The sequence below is a fragment of the Microbacterium sp. H83 genome, from assembly GCF_001650405.1.
In the GTDB taxonomy this organism is placed as follows: Bacteria; Actinomycetota; Actinomycetes; order Actinomycetales; family Microbacteriaceae; genus Microbacterium.
In genome coordinates this window covers 11825-29319 of the sequence record NZ_LWCU01000005.1, presented here as the reverse complement: position 1 = coordinate 29319, position 17495 = coordinate 11825, and the positions used below count along the sequence as shown (strand labels likewise).

General features: G+C 69.5%; 18 protein-coding genes. 9 read left to right on the top strand and 9 right to left on the bottom strand.

Annotated features, from left to right (window positions below; all coding sequences use genetic code 11):
• Positions 1-79: 79 nt before the first annotated feature.
• Both A4X16_RS03210 and A4X16_RS03205 read right to left on the bottom strand, forming a co-directional pair.
• Positions 80-1525, bottom strand: a complete 1446-nt coding sequence (locus A4X16_RS03210) for a mechanosensitive ion channel domain-containing protein (protein WP_067116249.1) — start codon at positions 1523-1525, stop codon at positions 80-82.
• Position 1526: 1 nt separating this feature from the next.
• Positions 1527-3680, bottom strand: a complete 2154-nt coding sequence (locus A4X16_RS03205) for an adenylate/guanylate cyclase domain-containing protein (RefSeq protein WP_197491759.1) — start codon at positions 3678-3680, stop codon at positions 1527-1529.
• A 131-nt stretch (positions 3681-3811) separates the two neighbouring features.
• Here A4X16_RS03205 and A4X16_RS03200 point away from each other — a divergent pair, with 131 nt between their 5' ends.
• Complete coding sequence (locus A4X16_RS03200) at positions 3812-4543, top strand: Pr6Pr family membrane protein (protein WP_067116432.1); 732 nt, start codon at positions 3812-3814, stop codon at positions 4541-4543.
• A 46-nt stretch (positions 4544-4589) separates the two neighbouring features.
• On the opposite strand, the gene A4X16_RS03195 is transcribed toward A4X16_RS03200, so the two are convergent.
• From A4X16_RS03195 to A4X16_RS03180, 4 genes are read right to left on the bottom strand one after another with little or no spacing between them, the layout of a single operon-like run.
• Positions 4590-5450: a hypothetical protein gene (locus A4X16_RS03195; protein WP_157559933.1), complete on the bottom strand. Its 861-nt coding sequence runs from the start codon at positions 5448-5450 to the stop codon at positions 4590-4592.
• Positions 5451-5478: 28 nt separating this feature from the next.
• On the bottom strand, positions 5479-6711 hold the full coding sequence (locus tag A4X16_RS03190; protein WP_157559932.1) for a hypothetical protein: 1233 nt from the start codon (positions 6709-6711) through the stop codon (positions 5479-5481).
• Entirely contained in the window at positions 6708-6995 is a 288-nt protein-coding gene (locus A4X16_RS03185; protein ID WP_067116240.1) for a hypothetical protein, read from the bottom strand. Before A4X16_RS03185 ends, A4X16_RS03190 begins: the two co-directional genes overlap by 4 nt.
• Entirely contained in the window at positions 6992-7312 is a 321-nt protein-coding gene (locus A4X16_RS03180) for an SAV_915 family protein (RefSeq protein ID WP_067116237.1), read from the bottom strand. The genes A4X16_RS03185 and A4X16_RS03180 overlap by 4 nt, the downstream gene beginning before the upstream one ends.
• A 135-nt stretch (positions 7313-7447) precedes the next feature.
• Between A4X16_RS03180 and A4X16_RS03175 the strand changes: the two genes are divergently transcribed.
• From A4X16_RS03175 to A4X16_RS03140, 8 genes are all read left to right on the top strand, one after another.
• Entirely contained in the window at positions 7448-7681 is a 234-nt protein-coding gene (locus tag A4X16_RS03175) for a hypothetical protein (protein WP_197491758.1), read from the top strand.
• A 143-nt stretch (positions 7682-7824) separates the two neighbouring features.
• Positions 7825-8937, top strand: a complete 1113-nt coding sequence (locus A4X16_RS03170) for an AAA family ATPase (RefSeq protein ID WP_231880252.1) — start codon at positions 7825-7827, stop codon at positions 8935-8937.
• 4 nt (positions 8938-8941) lie between these two features.
• On the top strand, positions 8942-9889 hold the full coding sequence (locus A4X16_RS03165) for a DUF58 domain-containing protein (protein ID WP_082914243.1): 948 nt from the start codon (positions 8942-8944) through the stop codon (positions 9887-9889).
• Positions 9873-10364 (top strand): hypothetical protein, encoded by a 492-nt coding sequence (locus tag A4X16_RS03160; protein ID WP_067116232.1) that lies wholly within the window; start codon positions 9873-9875, stop codon positions 10362-10364. The genes A4X16_RS03165 and A4X16_RS03160 overlap by 17 nt, the downstream gene beginning before the upstream one ends.
• Positions 10355-11341: a VWA domain-containing protein gene (locus A4X16_RS03155; protein WP_231880251.1), complete on the top strand. Its 987-nt coding sequence runs from the start codon at positions 10355-10357 to the stop codon at positions 11339-11341. Before A4X16_RS03160 ends, A4X16_RS03155 begins: the two co-directional genes overlap by 10 nt.
• The gene (locus A4X16_RS03150; RefSeq protein WP_231880250.1) at positions 11323-12360 is read left to right on the top strand and encodes a vWA domain-containing protein; all 1038 of its coding nucleotides are present in this window, start codon (positions 11323-11325) and stop codon (positions 12358-12360) included. Before A4X16_RS03155 ends, A4X16_RS03150 begins: the two co-directional genes overlap by 19 nt.
• Positions 12357-13124: a hypothetical protein gene (locus A4X16_RS03145; RefSeq protein WP_067116225.1), complete on the top strand. Its 768-nt coding sequence runs from the start codon at positions 12357-12359 to the stop codon at positions 13122-13124. The genes A4X16_RS03150 and A4X16_RS03145 overlap by 4 nt, the downstream gene beginning before the upstream one ends.
• Entirely contained in the window at positions 13118-14248 is a 1131-nt protein-coding gene (locus tag A4X16_RS03140) for a hypothetical protein (protein ID WP_067116222.1), read from the top strand. The genes A4X16_RS03145 and A4X16_RS03140 overlap by 7 nt, the downstream gene beginning before the upstream one ends.
• Positions 14249-14418: 170 nt before the next feature.
• On the opposite strand, the gene A4X16_RS03135 is transcribed toward A4X16_RS03140, so the two are convergent.
• The 3 genes from A4X16_RS03135 to A4X16_RS03125 all read right to left on the bottom strand — a co-directional run bounded on the left by A4X16_RS03135 (position 14419) and on the right by A4X16_RS03125 (position 17457).
• Entirely contained in the window at positions 14419-15126 is a 708-nt protein-coding gene (locus A4X16_RS03135; protein ID WP_067116219.1) for a ZIP family metal transporter, read from the bottom strand.
• 154 nt (positions 15127-15280) lie between these two features.
• Complete coding sequence (locus tag A4X16_RS03130) at positions 15281-16066, bottom strand: NAD(P)H-dependent oxidoreductase (protein ID WP_231880249.1); 786 nt, start codon at positions 16064-16066, stop codon at positions 15281-15283.
• Between the two features lie 14 nt (positions 16067-16080).
• Complete coding sequence (locus A4X16_RS03125; RefSeq protein ID WP_197491757.1) at positions 16081-17457, bottom strand: MFS transporter; 1377 nt, start codon at positions 17455-17457, stop codon at positions 16081-16083.
• Between the last annotated feature and the right edge of the window lie 38 nt (positions 17458-17495).

The following is a 17495-nucleotide window of genomic DNA, read 5'->3' as shown; positions in this document are numbered from 1 at the left end:
GACCCCGCACCGTGCGGCCGATGCCATTCGGCCCCGCACCGGTTCAGCGCGATGCATCGGCTCACCGCCTCGCACCGCGTCAGCGCGGAGACACGGCCCCTCGCCGCAGGTCCGATCCCCGCTGCGTCTCGAGGCTGGCGAGCATCTCTCCGGCGAGCTTGCGCTTGAGTTCCAGGGACTCGCCGATCTCCGCCGCGAGTCGAGGACGGGTGCGGATGAGCTCGTCCACCGTCGCGAGCGGCAGCACGACGACGGTCAGGATCTCACCCGCCACCGTCACGGCCTGCGTGCGCTCACGGGTCAGGGCGGTCTGCCCGATGAGATCACCACGCTCCGCGCTGGCGAACTCGATCCGTCCGCCGTCGACCTCCACCGTCAGCACCGCGCGTCCCGACACGACCACCCGCACCTCATCGGGCACGACCCCGCTCGGCAGCACGACCTCTCCGACGCCGTAACGCTCCAGGTGCGATGACTGCAGGAGGGCCTCACGGTCGTCGTCGTGCAGGTGCAGTGTCCCGGCGATCTCGGCGAGCGCCTCGGCAAGACGGCCCGGCTCGGCGATCGGATCCGACGAGTCGCCGTCGAGCGCGAAGCCTCGGCGACGGGCGGCGTACCAGAGCCACGAGAGGTACGTCGACAGCGCCCGACCGGCATCCGACGGTCCGGCCACCGGGATCGACACGTTGAACGCGCCCGCCCCCGTGTAGCTCACCGAGGCCCGCTCGCCGGCGACCCGCATGGGCAGCGCGTCGGCGACCTCGATCAGCAGAGCCATGACCTCGTGCGGCGGGTCGTCGGTCGCGAACTTCACCGAGGCGTCGGCAGAGAACGGCCCTTCCGGCTCAGACAGGTTCGTGAACGACGCCCCGGACAGGCTCGAGTTCGGCACGATCTGGATGCCCGAGCCGGTGTCGATGTGCACGGCACGCCAGTTGACCTCGACGACGCGACCTCTGACGCCGGCGGCGTCGAGGAAGTCGCCGATCTTGAACGGCTGCTCGAACAGCAGGAGCAGGCCCGAGATCACACCGCCGACGGCGTTCTGCAGTGCGAGGCCGATGACGATCGACCCGACGCTGAGCGCCGTGAAGAGGCCGCCGACGTCGGCATCCCACACCCAGGAGAAGAGGAGCGCGAGACCGAGCGCGACAAGCACGAGCCGTGCGATCTCGATGAAGATCGTGGGGATGCGCTTGCGCCACGAGTCGTCCGCGGCGTTCGCGAAGAGAGCCACGTTGAACGACGACAGCAGCAGCAGGATGACGAGGAACCCGAACACCGTCGCGACGACTCGCGTCCACACCTGATCGGCGGGCGACTGGATCGCGAAGGCCAGCAGAGCGAACAGCGCCCCGACGGGGATGACAGCGTTCCGCAGCAGCCTCAGGGGGCCTGCGGCGGGGTTGTTGCGTCGGCGCAGGCCGTTGATCAGCTCGGTGAGGACGACGAGCAGCACCGGAACCCCGACGGCGAGCGCGATGACCCACCATCCCCAGCCGTCGCGGAACGCGTCCTCGACCATCTCAGGCCACCTTCCAGACGGTCTCGGTCGTGCCGTGCGCCTCGACGGTCCCCGCTTCGTGGAAGGTGAAGATCTCCCGCGTGCGGTCGTAGACCGTCTGGCTGACGTACACACCCGGCTCGCCGGTCACCGACCGCACGCGGTACGCGAGATTCACGGCGTCGCCCCACAGGTCGTAGGCGAGGCTCGTCCTGGCGACGAGACCGCTCGTGACCGTGCCGGTGTCGACGCCCGCGCGGATGCCGATGGACGCCCCGTTCTGCGCATTGAAGCGCTCGACCACGCCGAGCAGGTTCTTCGCGAAGTCGACGCTGCGGCGCACGTTGTCGACCCGGGGGACGATGAGCCCGGAGGAGGCGAGGTAGCCGCCGCGCAGCGTGCGCACCTTCTCGACGCCGGCCTTCTCAGCGGCCTCGTCGAAGCCCCGCATGAGCGTGTTGAGGTGCTGGATCTCCTGTTCGGGAGAGAGCCCGCGAGCGTAGTCGTCGAAGCCGATGAGCTCGGCGAACACCACCGACACGTTCTCGTGCGCCTCGGAGATCGCCTCGTCGCCCTTCTTGTACCGCTCGGCGACACGCTCGGGCATGAGCGTGAGCAGCAGCTTCTCGTTCTCGACCTGCTGCTCGTCGATGAGCTCCTGCTTGATGCGCAGACTCGACGCCATGTCGTTGAAGGCGCTGCCGAGGTCGCCGAACTCGTCGCGCGAACCCTGGGGCACCTGCACGTCGAGGTCGCCCTCGGCGACGCGGTGCACGGCCCCGACGAGTCGGTGCACGGGTCGCGTGAACACCTGTGCGAGCAGCAGAGACAGCAGCGAGACGCCGAGCAGGATGCCGAGCAGCGACAGCAGCAGCGTGCGGGTGAAATCACTGACCGGGGCGAAGGCTTCGTCCTGGTCCATGTGCGCCACGATGACCCAGTTGAGTCCGTCGATCTCGAGGGGTGCATACGCGACGAGGCTCTGCGCGTTCGTGTACTCGGCGGCGATCGCCGTGCCGGTGCGGCCCTTGAGCGCCTCGGTGACCGCCTCGCCGTCCACCGGCTGCAGCTGCACGGTGCCGTCGACCTGCAGGATCCGGGCCGCGACCCCCGGTGCGGTGCCGTTCTCGACGACGACTTCCTCGTACCGCTCGGGGTCCTCAGCGAGAAGCCGTGAGGTCGAGCGCATGAGCTGGTCGGCGGCGGCGAGATATACCTCACCGGTATCTCCGAGACCCTGCTCCTCCCACTGCTCGCCGCCGGTCATGACCCTGTTGATCTGGTCAACCGGCACCTGCACGGCGATGACGCCGATGATGTTCGTCGCCGTGCCGATCGGAGACAGCACCCACGCCGTCGGCACGTTGAGCGACGGAAGGTACCTTTCGAAGTCGGTCGTCGCGACCTCGTCGAGCGACCCGTTGCGCATGACCTGCTCGTACGCCGCGGTCAGCGTGGAGTTCGCGTAGGGCTCGGCCTGCACGTTCACACCCAGGTCGACGCTCTTGTATGCACTGAAGACGACGTTCGCATCGGTGTCGAGGATCAGCACGTCCTCATAGTCGAGCGTGTCGACGAGTCCGGTGAAGTACGGACCGTACTCCACGTTCGCTCTCGTCCAGGCGCTGTCGTCACCGGCATCCGCCAGTGCGAGCCCGGCGTCGTAATCGTCGTAGTCGCGACCGGCGGTGTACAGGGACTGGATGTACCTGCCGGCCGGCGATGCGGGGATGAACGCCGATGGCTCGTACTCGAGACCGCTGCGCTCTTCGAGCGCGGGAACGAAGGAGTCGGCGTAGTAGCTCTCGAGGGTCGCCGTCGCCTCCGGCGCAAGTTCGGCCGACTGCAGTTCGGCGAATGCGTCCACGAAGGCGGTGGCGCCCTCGACCGCGCTGGCATTGCGGGAGTCCAGCATCACTCCGCGCTGGATGGCGGCGAACTCGTTCTCGATGGCGGTCGCCCGCAGCTCGCGGATCGTGGTGAGCTGATCGATCGCCGAGTCTCGCAGGGAATCCCGACCGTTCACGAAGCCGATGATGCCGACGATCGCCGACGACGTCAGGCTGACGGCCAGCAGCATGATGAGCAGTTTCGACTGGATGCTGAGGCCGCCGCGCCACTTCCAGGTCCGTCGTCGCTTCTCCGTGCCGATCGATCCTGCCGTGCCGTCGCTCATGAGCCATCCCCCGGGGTGCACCGTCGTCTCTCGGGGAGACAGTATCGACATATTGATATGTCGGTCTATGCCTGAGATGCATCGTGACCGATAAAGTGTGCGCGAACGTCACTATGCTCCCGGAGGCGAACATGACGACCTGGTGGCCCTACGCCCGACTGGCCGCGGCAGCGCTGAGCCTCGCAGCCGTGATCGCCCAGCTCTCGCTCACGCTCCAGATCGCCGCCGCCGATACGACCCCGTGGGGCAGCCATCTGCCGACGGTGTGGTGGAATTTCTTCAGCTTCTTCACCATCGACTCGAACATCCTGGCCGCGGTCGTGCTGATCACCGGCGCGATCTGGGCGATCCGCCACCGCCGCGACAGCGAGCCCGAGCCGCACTGGTTCGCCGTGCTTCTGGTGTGCGCGAGCACGTACATGATCGTCACCGGCATCGTCTACAACACGCTGCTGCGCGGCTACGCCCTCCCGCAGGGATCGACCGTCCCGTGGTCGAACGAGGTGCTGCACGTCGTCTTCCCGATCGTGCTGCTGCTCGACGTGCTGCTCGCTCCGCGTCGCCGAGCGCTGCCCTGGAGCACGATCTTCATCGCGGCGATCTTCCCGATCGTGTGGGCGGTGTACACGATGATCCGCGCCAACCTCGTGATCGCGCCGGCCACCGGCGACGCCTGGTGGTACCCGTACCCGTTCCTCAACCCGAACATCGTGCCCGGCGGATACCTCGGCGTCTCGGGCTACATCATCGGCATCGCCGTGGCGATCATCGGCGTCGCGGCGCTGGTGGTCTGGGTGGGGCGCCGCCGCGCGGCATCCGCCTCCTCCCGCAGCCCCTTCGAATCGCGCACTGTGCAGAAATAGGGCCCCACTAGCCACCAGGTGCGCGATTCGAACGCACGGCGGCCGCCTACCGACGCGCGCCCTCAGGGCTGAACACCGAGAGCACGGGCGCGCTCACATGCTGAGGCGTCGATGCGAGCGCCTCACTCGCATCGAGAAGCCGACCCGGCACACCGTCACCACGGAGCTCCTCTCTCGTCGAGGGCTCGAGCCGGTAGAGACGGAGCGCGAGCCAGAGCAGCGTGCCGTCCACGCCCAGCGCTGACGGGTCGACGTCGATCACACCGCGCCTGCGCGAGAACGGATGGCGCCATCTCTCCCGATAGCTGGGCGCCCCAGGACGCACGGCGACCTTGAGCACCATCGAGTTGTTCATGCCGACGCCGATGTCAATGCTCTGGATGTCGTCCCAGTGCACCTCGGCGTCGAGGTGAAAGGTCGCGGAGCCGAGGCCGCGCGGATGCAAGAACAGTCGGCGCGGCTGTCTCAGCGAGATCAGATGGCTGATGACCGGACCGAGCAGGAGAACGGCGAGCAGTGCCCAGAGGATCCGCCACCCACCGCCGACGGTCACGGCAACGACAGCGAGGGTCGCCGCCGCGGCGAGCGCCGAGATCATCGTCATCGTCGGCACCAGCTTTGATCCGGCCAGGAGGACGCCGCCCGAGACGGTCGCGCTCGAACGGCGGATATCGTCGGCGCTGACGCGGCGGCGAGAGAGTGTGGTGAGCCAGAGGGTCACCGCGAAGACCGACCACAGCACGGGGACGGCGACCAGTACGCCGACGATCGACCGCATGGATGTGGTGTCCTGCAGATACGCCGCTGCGCACACCGCCGCGGCAGCCGCCGCGAGGATGACGTTCAGCACGACGACCCCCACCCACAGTGGGCGTCCGATGGCGTACTCGAGCGCGGTTCGCGGCATCGTTCGGAGTGTCTTCATCGTCGCCGTGTCACCCGAAGATCGAATTCCAGGCGCCGCCCACCGCATCGCCGACGGCGCCGGTCGCATCGCCCATCGCCTCGCCGGTGTCGACGAGCTCGTTCCATCCGGACTCGAGAACGTTCCCCGCCCCCTCGAACATGCCGTCGATCATCCCTGACGTGAAGACGCCGACGACACCGCCGACCACGGCCCCTGCGGCGGCACCGACGGTCGTGCCGGCGGGCGGCACGATGAACGAGCCGATGATCGCGCCCGTTCCCGCCCCGGCTCCGATGCCCGCGGCCATGCCCCCGATGTTCGACGCGGCGGCCTGCTGCCAGGACTCGCCGCCGTTGGCGATGTCGTCGTAGATCGCATAGCCCGTTCCTGCGACTCCGAGCACGAGGAGCCCCTTGCTGATCGCCGCTCCGGCCCGCAGGGTGCCCATGAGCCCCTTCTCGCCTCCGGCGAGCAGATCTTCGGTCTTCGACAGGAGCCTGGTCACGTCGTCGGCCTCGTCGAGGAGGCTATAGAAGTTCGACTTCGGCCCGTTGATCGCGCCCGAAGGAGTTCCGACGCTGTCCAGCGACTTGGTCAGCGACGCCAGGCGTTCGGCGTTCGTCACCTTCGTGCTCGTCAGTCGGAACGCCGCGTTCGCGAGAGCTCCGCCCGTGATCGCCCCGGTGAGCAGCCCCGTCAGGACGGTGAGCATGTTCGCCCCGGACGCCGCCCACGCGGTCGCGAAGGTGTCAAGGGCGTCCTGCCACTGAGTGTTCGCCGCCTCGGCCTCCGACACGACCGTGTTCCAGGTCTGCACCTGGGCCGCGTGGGACGCGGTCGCCGCAACGCTCGACGCCGTCTCGGTGCCCGGCGCGTCGGCCTCGTATTCGCGCACCGGAGCGCTGCCTGGTCGATGTACCTGTGTTCCCGACACGGTGAGGCCGGCATCGGTCGCGATGGCCCGCGCGCCGGCCATCCGGCTCTGAGCATCCCGCAGCGCGTCGGCAAGCACGAGGACCGACCTTCCCACACCCGCCGCCTCGGTGCCGTACGTCGTGACGGAAGTGGTTGCGGTCGTCGCGGTGTCCGCAAAGGCCTCCGCTCCCGACCCCGTCCATCCGTCCACTGTCGCCGTCCGCGCGGAGGAGAGGTCGCTCGAGAGGTTCTCAGCCGCCCCGGCAACCTTGTTCTTCAGGAAGATCGCGATCGTCTCGATGTCGTCGGGCAATCCGTCGATCCTCGTCTCCTGGACCATGCTCATTCGAGACCCGCCTGCAGCTCCGAAACCCGCTCCCTTGCGAAATCTTCCATCGCGCCAAGGTCGCCCACGGCGGCCTCGGCCGCTCCCGCGATGGTGTCGACCTCGACGACCAGTCTCAGCGCGATGTCCGTTGTCAGCGCGAGCACGTCTGCGAGGACGCCGACGGCCGCACCCAGGTCGCCCTTGCCGGGATTCGCTGCGGCGATCGTCGCGTCGAAGTCCTCGATCCCGACGCGAACCGCGGCGATCCCGCTGGCGGTCGCCTCGCCGTCGACCCGGATCATGCCTGCCCGCGCGCTTCGGCGTCTCGCGCGGCGTCGCCATCGGCTCCCCGCCGCAGGCGCGTCGGCATGACGATGTCGATGACGACTGTGTCGAACCGATCGATCTCACGGAAGCGCTCGAGCTGGACGGTCGGGACGGCAGCCCACGGCTGCTCCGCACCCATACCGCGATGCAGCCTGTCGAGGGCGGAATACGCCAGGAGGGCCTTGCGACCGTCCTTCGTCAATCGGTACTCCAGCTGAGCCTCGGCCGCATTCGACGTCTCCTCGGCCAGTGGCACATAGAGCACCGGGGGCAGCTCGCTCGCTTGCACCATGATCGTTCCTCGTCTCGTTACACGAGATTCCAGCTAACCACGGGCTCCCCCCGCCTCGGGCGCGCACGTTTCCCCAACACCTGAAAGCGAGGGGCACGCGCGGCGATCTTCCCGCTCGTCTGGGCGGTGTACACGATGATCCGCGCCAACCTCGTGATCGCGCCGGCCACCGGCGACGCCTGGTGGTACCCGTACCCGTTCCTCAACCCGAACATCGTGCCCGGCGGATACCTCGGCGTCTCGGGCTACATCATCGGCATCGCCGTGGCGATCATCGGCGTCGCGGCGCTGGTGGTCTGGGTGGGGCGCCGCCGCGCGGCATCCGCCTCCTCCCGCAGCCCCTTCGAATCGCGCACTGTGCAGAAATAGGGCCCCACTAGCCACCAGGTGCGCGATTCGAACGCACGGTGGACGCCTACCGACCACGCCGGGAGCGCTGTCGGCGGATGCGGTTACGCTGTCTCCGGGGGATCAGCGTCACGCGCCTCCCACGCGCAAGCGAGGAGACATCCATGAGTCAGCCATACCCTGCGTCGACCGGCGGGCAGTCGGTGCCGCCGCCCCCGCCCGCGACCCGCGCCGAGGCTGCCGCGAGCGCCCCTGCCGCCACCGCCCCGCCGACGGCGTCCACGACCTCCGAGGCGCCGTCCGAGGCCGAGCTGCGCCGTGCGAGCGCCGTGCTGAAGACGGTCTCCGACGCGTACTCGGCGAAGATGGTCGGCCAGGAGCGGTTGCGCACCAGCCTGCTGATCTCGCTGATCGCCGGCGGCCACATCCTGCTCGAGAGCGTGCCCGGTCTCGCCAAGACGACGGCGGCGAGCACCCTCGCCGACACCGTGAAGGCCCAGTTCAAGCGCATCCAGTGCACGCCCGACCTGCTGCCCAGCGACATCACCGGCAACCAGATCTACGACACCGCCACCGGGTCGTTCCGCACCGTGCTCGGCCCGGTTCACGCGAACTTCGTGCTGCTCGACGAGATCAACCGCTCGAGCGCGAAGACGCAGAGCGCGATGCTCGAGGCGATGCAGGAGCATCAGACCACGATCGGCGGCGAGATCCACCACCTGCCGAAGCCGTTCCTCGTGATCGCGACGCAGAACCCCATCGAGCAGGAGGGCACGTACGAGCTGCCGGAGGCGCAGATGGACAGGTTCCTGCTCAAGGAGATCGTCGAGTACCCGAGCCCCGCCGAGGAGTTCGAGATCCTCGGGCGCATCGACTCGGGCGTGCTCGATCCCGACCGCCATGTCGAGAGCGCCATCACCCTCGACGACGTGCACATGCTGCAGGACGTCGCGAGCCGCATCTACGTCGACCGGGCGATCCGCAACTACATCGTCTCGATCGCGTACGTCACGCGGAACCCCGCGCCCTACATCGGCGAGGAGCGAGCCCGCTACATCAAGTACGGCGCGAGCCCCCGTGCGAGCATCGCCTTCCTGCAGGCGTCCCGCGCTCTGGCACTGCTCCAGGGCCGCAGCCATGTCCTCCCCGAGGACATCCGCGCCCTCCGCCACCTCGTGCTCCGGCACCGCGTGCTGCTCACGTTCGAGGCCGACGCCGAGGGCATCCGCAGCGAGGAGATCATCGACCAGATCTTCGCCGCCGTGCCCACTCCCTGACCCCATGCCGAGCCTGATCACCCAGGTGAAGAGCAAGCTCTTCATCCACTCGTCGCGCAAGTCGCTGCACGCGCTCGACGGCGCCTACGCGTCGCTGCTGCACGGCCGCAGCCTCGACTTCGAGGACTTGCGCAAGTACGAGTACGGGGATCAGGTGCGCGACATCGACTGGCGGGCGACGGCACGCCTGGGCACGCCGCTGGTCAAGCGGCACCGGGCTCTGCGCATGCACACCATCCTGTTCGTCGTGGACACCGGGCGATCGATGGGCGCCCTCGCGCACGACGAGAGGTCGAAGAAGGACCTCGCGATCCTCGCGACGGGGGTCCTGGGCGTCCTCGCCCTGCGCCACGGCGACGACTTCACGCTCGTCTACGGAGACGCGGATCGCGTGCGTCGTCGAGCTCCGGGGCGCAGCGAGGGAGCGCTCGAACACGCGCTGCGCACGATCGAGCACGCGATCGACACGAGCACGGCCCCGAGCGACCGCGACGCCCTTCTCTCGTATGTGACCCGCACGATCTCGCGCCGGATGATCGTCGTCGTCATCAGCGACGAGGCTCCCGTCACGACGGAGACCGAGCGGATGCTGCGCCGACTGCGCGTGCAGCACGACGTGCTGTGGCTCACCGTGCGCGACGCCGACCCCGTGCTCGACCACAGCACCGCGACGATCCGCGCCGACGTCGACAGCATGTGGGAGGTGCCGGACTTCGTGCAGGGCGACCTCGACATCGTCCGCGAGCTCACCGCGCAGGCGGCCGCCGATGCGGCGCGCCTCGCCGACCTGCTCCGGCGTCTGGAGATCAGCCACAGCGTGCTCGCCGATCAGGACGACGCCGTCGCGCAGCTGCTGCAGCTGCTCGCCACGCGTCGATACGGATCGGCCGCCACCGCCGGCGGAGCCTCGAGCCGATCGCAGGGTGGGAGGTCGGATGCCCGCCCCCGATGAGCTCTACCCGCCGGCGCAGTACGGGTGGGGGTGGATCCTCCTCGCCTTCGGCATCCTGATGCTGCTGATCGTCGCCGCGTGGGTCGTGGTGCTCCTCACCAGGCCCCGCCGAGACCTGAACCTCGCCGGAGAGGCGCAGGGCGCGGTGCTGCAGACGGTGGACGTGCTGTCGCAGCTGCGCGTGGAGTACATGGAGCGCATCCAGCGCATCGAGGACGACTATCGCGCGCGCACCCTCTCGGCACGGCACGCGAATCTCGAGCTGAGCCGCGTCGTGCGCACCTTCGTGAACGAGTACAGCGGACTCGAGGCGCCCGTGCTGGCGCTCGACGACCTCGTCGCCCGCGGCGTGCATCCGGCGCTCATCGATGCGATGCACCGCCACTACTACCCGAGCATCTTCCGCCAGGGCCCGTCGATCGATCCCCTCGCCGGGGCCGAGGCGGCGAGGACGGTGGTGCGCACATGGCACTAGCGAACGGCTGGCTGATCCTGGTCGCCGCGGGCGTGGCGCTCGTCGCGATCGCGCTCGGCGTCGTGCTCGGCATCCGTCGGACCGCTCGCACGGAGGCGCATGAACGAGCTCGGATCGCTCGCGCGGAGCGCCTTCGCACCCTGCCGACCTTCCGCCAGGCGCTCACCCGTCGCATCCTGGCCCTGTCGGCGATCCTGCTGATCGGCGTCGTCGCGACGCTGTCGGCCGGCGTCGTCGCCGCTCGGCCCATGTCGTCGCAGACGATCCAGCCGGTGAACACGAGTCGCGACATCATGCTGTGCCTCGACGTCTCCGGCTCCATGAGCGAGGTCGACGTCGAGGTGCTCACGGTGTTCGAGGAGCTGCTCGAGGACTTCGAGGGCGAGCGGATCGGACTGACCATCTTCAACAGCTCGCCCGTGCAGATCTTCCCGCTCACCGACGACTACGACTTCATCCGCGGTCATCTGCAGAGCATTCGCGAGAGCTTCCTGTTCGAGGAGCCGGTGCCGGAGCACTGGGTCGGGACGCTGAACGGCAACGGCGCCTCACTGATCGGCGACGGCCTCGCCGCGTGCGCCATGGCCTTCGACCACCCCGACGACGAGCGTTCGCGGTCGATCATCTTCGCCACGGACAACGAGATCAACGGAGCCTCGATCGTCGCTCTCCCCGAGGCCGCAGCGTACGCGAAGTCGATCGGGGTGCGGGTGTTCGCGCTGAACCCCGTGCAGGGCAAGGACGCCGACGTGAGCGCCGAGCTGTCCGACGCCGCCGAGACGACCGGCGGCGCGGCATACGGGCTGCGCGACACCACGACCGTCGCCGACATCGTCGCTCAGGTGCAGGAGCAGGAGGCCACGGAGCTGAAGGGACAGGCGCAGGTCGTCTGGACCGACGACCCGAACCTGTGGATCGTCGTGCTCCTGGTGTCGATGCTGTCCTTCATCGTGGTGCTGTGGAGGGTGAGACTGTGATCTTCCAGCCCGTCCTCAACGTGCTCCTCCTGGTGCTGCTCTGCGCGCCCGTCGCGGCGCTCGCGGTCATCGCGCTGACGAAGGCCACCGGTCGCGGCAGGGCGCTCTGGGCTCTGCGGCTCGTGATGCTCGTCGCCTGCTTCACCATGTTCCTGCGACCCGGAATCCCGGGAGGGGCGACCGAGACGCTCGCGACCGACACGGACATCGTGCTCGTCGTCGACACGACCGCGAGCATCGTCGCGGAGGACTGGAACGGGGCGGAGCCGCGCCTCGACGGAGTGCGCGCCGACGTGCAGCGGATCGTCGAGGAGTACCCCGGCGCCCGGTTCGCCCTGATCACGTTCGACGCCACCGCCGATCTGCGGATGCCGTTGACCACCGACACCACGTCGCTCATCTCGTCGCTCGACGTGCTGCGCCCCGAGGTGACGAGCCAGTCGCGGGGAAGCTCGATCGGCATCGCCGCTCCGCTGCTGCAGGAGACGCTGTCGAACGCCGCGCAGAACGCGGACGACCGCTCGCGCATGGTGTTCTACTTCGGAGACGGCGAGCAGACGGTGACCTCGCCGCCCGAGCCCTTCGACGGCGGTGCGAGCCTGACCGACGCCGGCGCCGTGTTCGGATACGGCACCGCGGAGGGCGGTCCGATGAAGCTGACGACCGGCTCCGTCGACCCGTCGGACCAGGGCGGATACATCGAGTACCAGGGCGCGAACGCGCTGTCGACGATCGACGAGCAGAATCTCGAGGCGATCGCCGCAGACCTCGGCGTGGAGTACCAGCATCGGTCCGCGGATGCCGAGCCGGCGCTGCCCGAGGCTCCGTCGACGACCGTCGGCTACGCCGAGTCGGGCTCGGTCGGCACCGTCACCGAGCTGTACTGGATCGCCGCCCTCATCGTGGTGGCCCTGCTCGGCGTCGAACTCGTGCGGGCGAGCATGCTCATCGCCCGGCTGCGTCATCTTCGCGTCCGGCCCGCTTCCCGGGCGACGCCGACCGACGGAGGCGCCCGGTGACCGACCTCCGCACGACCGACGACCTCAGGGCCGCCGCCGCGGCCGCGCTGCTCGCGTCGAACCGCCGTCGACGCCGCATCCGCCGCTGGATCGCGATCGCGACCCTCCCCCTGACGCTCGCTGCGCTGCTGTTCGTCGGCAAGCTGCTGAGCATGTACGCCTTCGCGCACCAGTCGATCACCGCGTATGTGGTCGACGACTTCGCGGGAGCCGAGGCGTCGGCACGGGGCCAGGGCTTCCTGAACTGGTTCGAGCCGTACAAGGCGCCCTTCAACGTGGGCACCGCGCTGGCCGGGGCTGAGCGGCTTCCCGAGGCCCGCACCGAACTCGAGGAGGCGCTGAGCCTCGCGACGGGACTCGAGGTCTGCGGCGTGCGGATCAACCTGGCCCTCGTGATCGAGCGGATGGGGGATGCCGCGCGCAGCGACGGCGACGGCGCCGCGGCGGCGGAGCTGTACGGGGAGGCGCTCACGATCACGACGGAGATGCCCGCGGAGTGCGACAGCGAGGAGGCGCAGGAGCAGTCCTCCGACCCCGACCGCGACATGCAGCAGAGCCGGGAGGACCTCGAGGACCGTCTCAAGCAGAAGCAGCAGCAGGAGCAGACGCCTTCCGAGGAGCCGGAGCAGCCCCAGGAGGACGAGCCCCAGCCGTCGGAGCAGCAGCTCGACGACCTCAAGGAGCAGCTGGAACAGGGCACCCAGGAGCGCGATCAGCAGCAGGGCGACGACGGCGGCGGGTCGGGAACGGACAAGCCATGGTGATGGACCACGAGAAGCAGCGCGCCCGTTATGTCGCGGGGACCGAGGGCGCACCGCCCGTGCCGCCTCCCGGGGGTTATCGGAACGCGCGTCGGCAGGCGGGCCCGATCGTCGTGCAGCCGGCGACACCCGGCGCGGTAGCGACGGCGACGGCGACGGCGACGGCGACGGCGGACGAGCCGAGCAGACCCGCGAACGCGCTCGGCTGGATCGCGCTCGTCACCGGCATCCTCTTCGCCGTGATCCTGCTCGTGACCCTCGCCGCCGGAGGCACGGACGTGCTCTACGGCATCACCATGCTGGCGCTCCAGCTGGTCGTGGTGGCCCTCATCGTCGGGTCGCTCTTCTCCCCTCGCGCCCGGACGCTGGGCGCGATCGCCCTCGCGATCACGCTCGTCTTCAACGTCGCGACCGTCGGGGGGATCGGCGCGCTGCGCACCTCCGCATCCGGCGAGTACGACGGCATGAAGACCGAGGAGCAGAAGCACGAGGAGGCCTACCCTGGCATCAAGGACACCGACCCGCAGGATGCTCTCACGCAGCAGTCTCTCGAAGAGGTGCGCGCGGCGTCCGAGGCGCTGTTCGCCGACGTCAGGGCGCGCGTCACGGCGGAGTTCGGCTACGAGTGGGTGCAGGTCGGCGGCGAGGACCTCCGGCCCGAGCGCAACGGCTACGGGGGCGAGTCGATGCTCATCGAGTACACATCGTCGGGCTGGGCGACGAGCGAGCCGATCCAGGACTACTCCGTCAAGCTCGAGGTGATGGACGTGATCGACTCGGTCATCGCCGAGCACGGGATGTCGTACCTGTACTCGTTCAACGACCAGTACTCCGGCATGGATCCGTCGATGATCGAGAAGCTGTACGGCAGCGCCGATCCTCGCGAGCAGCACACCTGGGAGTACTACGCCGAGAACTTCCCCGAGCCGATGCGGTTCTACGTCAACGTGTTCGATCTCTCGAACGACCCGACCGGCGACTTCCTCGCGGCTCGACAGGCGCAGAACGCACGGACGGGCGAGCCGCTCGAGGGTCTGCAGATGGTCGTGATCGCCAGCGCCCTGCTCAGCGACGCGGACCGCGCCGAGTACGAGGAGCGACTGCAGGAGTACCCCGGCTTCTTCTGATGGCCACTCCCTCGGGCGGATCCACTTCGCTCGGACGGATTCCGGCCGCCGTCAGCATCCGTCATTCATCGCCGTGTGCATGCTCAGAAAGCTGGTGCATGCTCGAAATGCAGAATCCGGCATGCGCGAGCGATCTCGACCTGCAGACGCACAGCGGCAGACCGGTGCGGTCAGGAGGCGAGGGCGAGTCCCGCGGCGAGCGCGAAGCCGAGCACCGTCGCCAGCCCGGTCGACTCCTTGGCCTTGGACTGCGCCTCGGGCACCATCGAGTCGACGAGCATGACGAGCAGAGCTCCGGCGGCGAATCCGCTGGCTGCCGAGCGGAATCCGTCGCCGGTGACGCTCGCGAGCGCGAAGCCGGCGACGGTCGCGAGCGCGCACACGACCGCGACACCCGCCCACAGCAGGAGGACGCGCGACTTCGCCATGCCGCCCTGCAGGAGGTCGGCGGCCGAGCCGATCGACTCGGGAAGGTTGGAGACCAGGATCGCCACCACGAGGGCGACGCTGACGGGCTCGCCGGATGCCAGCCCGATGCCCAGCACGAGCTGCTCCGGGATGCCGTCGAGCAGCGCCCCGACCGCCAACTGACCGCCGCCGGCCGCACTCTTCGCCTTCCTGGCGCGCGCGTCGAGGATCCGGTCGGCGATGTAGTAGCTCAGCGCCCCGAGGGCGACGCCCACCACGAGCGGGATCGGGCCCGCGAGATCGAGCCCCTCCTCCCAGAGCTCGAAGGCGATCGACGCCATGAGCGCTCCGGCGCCGAAGCCGAGGACGATCCCCAGCCATCGCGGCGGCCACGTGCGGAGCAGCGCGAGCACGGCGCCCACGAACAGCGGGGTCGCCGCCACCACACCCCACAGCACCGCATCGCCCATGTCGCACCTCCGTCGTGGCCACTCTGCCACTCTCGGCGCGGGACAGCCCAGAGCCATGCGGATGCTGTCGGAGCGCCGCCGTGGGACACGCCGTGGCGACGGCATCCGCTCTCCGTCGTCCGCCGCCGGCGGGATGGGGTCGAACCGGCGGGCCTCAGCTCACGCGGTGGATGTCGAGGTCGGTGCGGCCGGGGAGGAGGTCCGTGCGCAGCGCGCGGGTGCCCCGGTAGTCCCCGTCGCGGAGGCGGCGGAACGGACGACTCGGGGACTCGCTCCCGATCGCCGCGAGGCGCTGCACCAGGCGATCGCTCTCGCGGTCGATGTCCGCCGCGGCGAGGCCGTCGGCATCGTGCACGACGTGCAGGTCGAGCGGCTCGATGCCCGTGTACCAGAGCGTTCCGTGCGTCACCGGGAACAGCAGCGAGTCGAGGTCGCCGCTCACCCCGCGGCTGCCGACCGACCGGTCGTCCTCCCCTGCGGTGACGATCACGAGTGCGCGGCGACCTGCCAGCGGACCGTCGCCGTAGCGGAGCGGGATGCCGGTGTCGGGGTCGACGGTGCCGTACGCGAAGCCGTTGGTGAGCACCCGGTCGAACCACCCCTTGAGGATCGCCGGCGGACCGTACCACCAGAGCGGGAACTGCAGCACGACGAGATCGGCGCTCGCGAGCTTGCGCTGCTCCTCGAGCACGTCGTCCGGGACCTGCTGCTCCGCACGGGTCTCGGCCATGAGGTCGACCACGTTCCCCGCGCGGCCGAGCGGGAGCCCGAGATCCCGAGCCGCCAGCACCGGGTCGAAGCCCTGGGCGTGCAGATCGGTGATCTCGACGTCGTGCGTGCGGCTCAGCGCCTCGACGCCGTCATGGAACAGACGAGTGTTGAACGACGACGGCTGCGGGTGCGCGACGATCCAGTGCGCGGTCGGGCGGGGGTCTGACACGGATGTGCTCTCTCTCATCGGACGACGGGGGTCTGGATCGCGGAGCGCCCGGCGGATCGGCTCCACAGCGGCACGAGCGCGGCGGCGACCACGGCCACTGCCGCGACGACCATCGCCGCGACGAAGCCTCCGGCGCCGACGATCGACGAGACGGTTCCCAGCACGGCGATGCCGAGACCGCCGCCGAGCGCGAAGCCGACCTCCTGCACGGCTCCGACCTGGCCGGCGTCGTCTTCGGTCGTGACGTCGAAGAGGGTCGTCGCGGCGAGAGTGGCGGCGACGCCGAATCCTGCTCCGACGAGCACGAGGGGGATCGCGACGAGGTCCGTCCCCACGGCCAGCCAGGCGAGCCCGACGCCCTGCACGACGAGCGCGACCGCGGTCAGGGCCGGCGAGCTCATCCAGCGCAGGAGGACCGGTGCCAGCACCCCGCCGAGAGCGATCGCGACCGCCTGCGGCAGGATCGCGATCCCGGCCTCGGCCGCGCTGTGCCCCCGCACATCCTGCAGCTGCAGGCTCACGAGCAGGACGGATGCCGATGAGACGCCGCTGCTCGCCAGGATGCGGACGATCGCGGGGCTGAAGCCGGGTACGCGGAACAGCGCCATGTCGATGAGCGGATCGCGCAGCCGGCGCTGGCGGCGCACGAAGAAGACGAGGGTGGCGACGGCCGCCACCCCGGCGATCGCGGCCGGGATCGGCGCGGCGAGCACCTCGTGCAGGGCGAACACCAGCGCACCGAGGGCGACGATCGACGACACGATGCTGAGCACGTCCCACGAGGAGGGGCGGGAGCTGCGGGAATCGGGCACGAGCCAGATCGCGAGCGCTCCGGCGAGCATCGCGAGAGGGACACTGCCGAGCAGCAGCCAGCGCCACCCCGGCCCCTCGGTCACGAGACCGCCCAGCACCGGACCGAGCGCGCTCCCGGTGCCGAACGTCGCCGTCCACAGGCCGTAGGCGAGCACTCGCTGGCGCGCCTGGTAGTGCGCGCCGATCGTCGCGACGACCCCGGCGACCACGAACGCCTCCGCGACGCCCAGCAGGGCACGGACGACGATGAGCAGCAGACCGTCGTCTGCGAGTCCGCCGACCAGGTTGAGGCCCGCGAAGCCGGCCAGACCGATCAGCACGATCCGCTTGCGGCCGAACACGTCGCCGATTCGCGCCGCGAGGATGAGGGTCGCCGCGAGCGACAGCGCGTAGACATCGACGAGCCACAGCGCACCGCTGTCGGACAGCGTGAGATCGCCGCGTATCGCCGGCAGCGCGGTGGAGACGCTGCTGATGGCGAGCGCTCCGATCAGGATGCCGAGGAGCAGCGGCACCATGGCGAGCCAGGGATGCAGTGGGCGGCGCGTGCGCGGAGTCGAGAGTGCGGGGACGGTCACCACGCCAGTCTTCCCGGGAGGTACGCTCCCGACAAGTA

What these genes read in the sequence shown, in the direction of transcription:
- A4X16_RS03190 (WP_157559932.1), bottom strand. Translation starts at nt 6,711, where the DNA reads ATGAGCATGGTCCAGGAGACGAGGATCGACGGATTGCCCGACGACATC.
- A4X16_RS03175 (WP_197491758.1), top strand. Translation starts at nt 7,448, where the DNA reads ATGATCCGCGCCAACCTCGTGATCGCGCCGGCCACCGGCGACGCCTGG.
- A4X16_RS03210 (WP_067116249.1), bottom strand. Translation starts at nt 1,525, where the DNA reads ATGGTCGAGGACGCGTTCCGCGACGGCTGGGGATGGTGGGTCATCGCG.
- A4X16_RS03135 (WP_067116219.1), bottom strand. Translation starts at nt 15,126, where the DNA reads ATGGGCGATGCGGTGCTGTGGGGTGTGGTGGCGGCGACCCCGCTGTTC.
- A4X16_RS03140 (WP_067116222.1), top strand. Translation starts at nt 13,118, where the DNA reads ATGGTGATGGACCACGAGAAGCAGCGCGCCCGTTATGTCGCGGGGACC.
- A4X16_RS03180 (WP_067116237.1), bottom strand. Translation starts at nt 7,312, where the DNA reads ATGGTGCAAGCGAGCGAGCTGCCCCCGGTGCTCTATGTGCCACTGGCC.
- A4X16_RS03200 (WP_067116432.1), top strand. Translation starts at nt 3,812, where the DNA reads ATGACGACCTGGTGGCCCTACGCCCGACTGGCCGCGGCAGCGCTGAGC.
- A4X16_RS03165 (WP_082914243.1), top strand. Translation starts at nt 8,942, where the DNA reads ATGCCGAGCCTGATCACCCAGGTGAAGAGCAAGCTCTTCATCCACTCG.
- A4X16_RS03170 (WP_231880252.1), top strand. Translation starts at nt 7,825, where the DNA reads ATGAGTCAGCCATACCCTGCGTCGACCGGCGGGCAGTCGGTGCCGCCG.
- A4X16_RS03185 (WP_067116240.1), bottom strand. Translation starts at nt 6,995, where the DNA reads ATGATCCGGGTCGACGGCGAGGCGACCGCCAGCGGGATCGCCGCGGTT.
- A4X16_RS03160 (WP_067116232.1), top strand. Translation starts at nt 9,873, where the DNA reads ATGCCCGCCCCCGATGAGCTCTACCCGCCGGCGCAGTACGGGTGGGGG.
- A4X16_RS03205 (WP_197491759.1), bottom strand. Translation starts at nt 3,680, where the DNA reads ATGAGCGACGGCACGGCAGGATCGATCGGCACGGAGAAGCGACGACGG.
- A4X16_RS03195 (WP_157559933.1), bottom strand. Translation starts at nt 5,450, where the DNA reads ATGCCGCGAACCGCGCTCGAGTACGCCATCGGACGCCCACTGTGGGTG.
- A4X16_RS03155 (WP_231880251.1), top strand. Translation starts at nt 10,355, where the DNA reads ATGGCACTAGCGAACGGCTGGCTGATCCTGGTCGCCGCGGGCGTGGCG.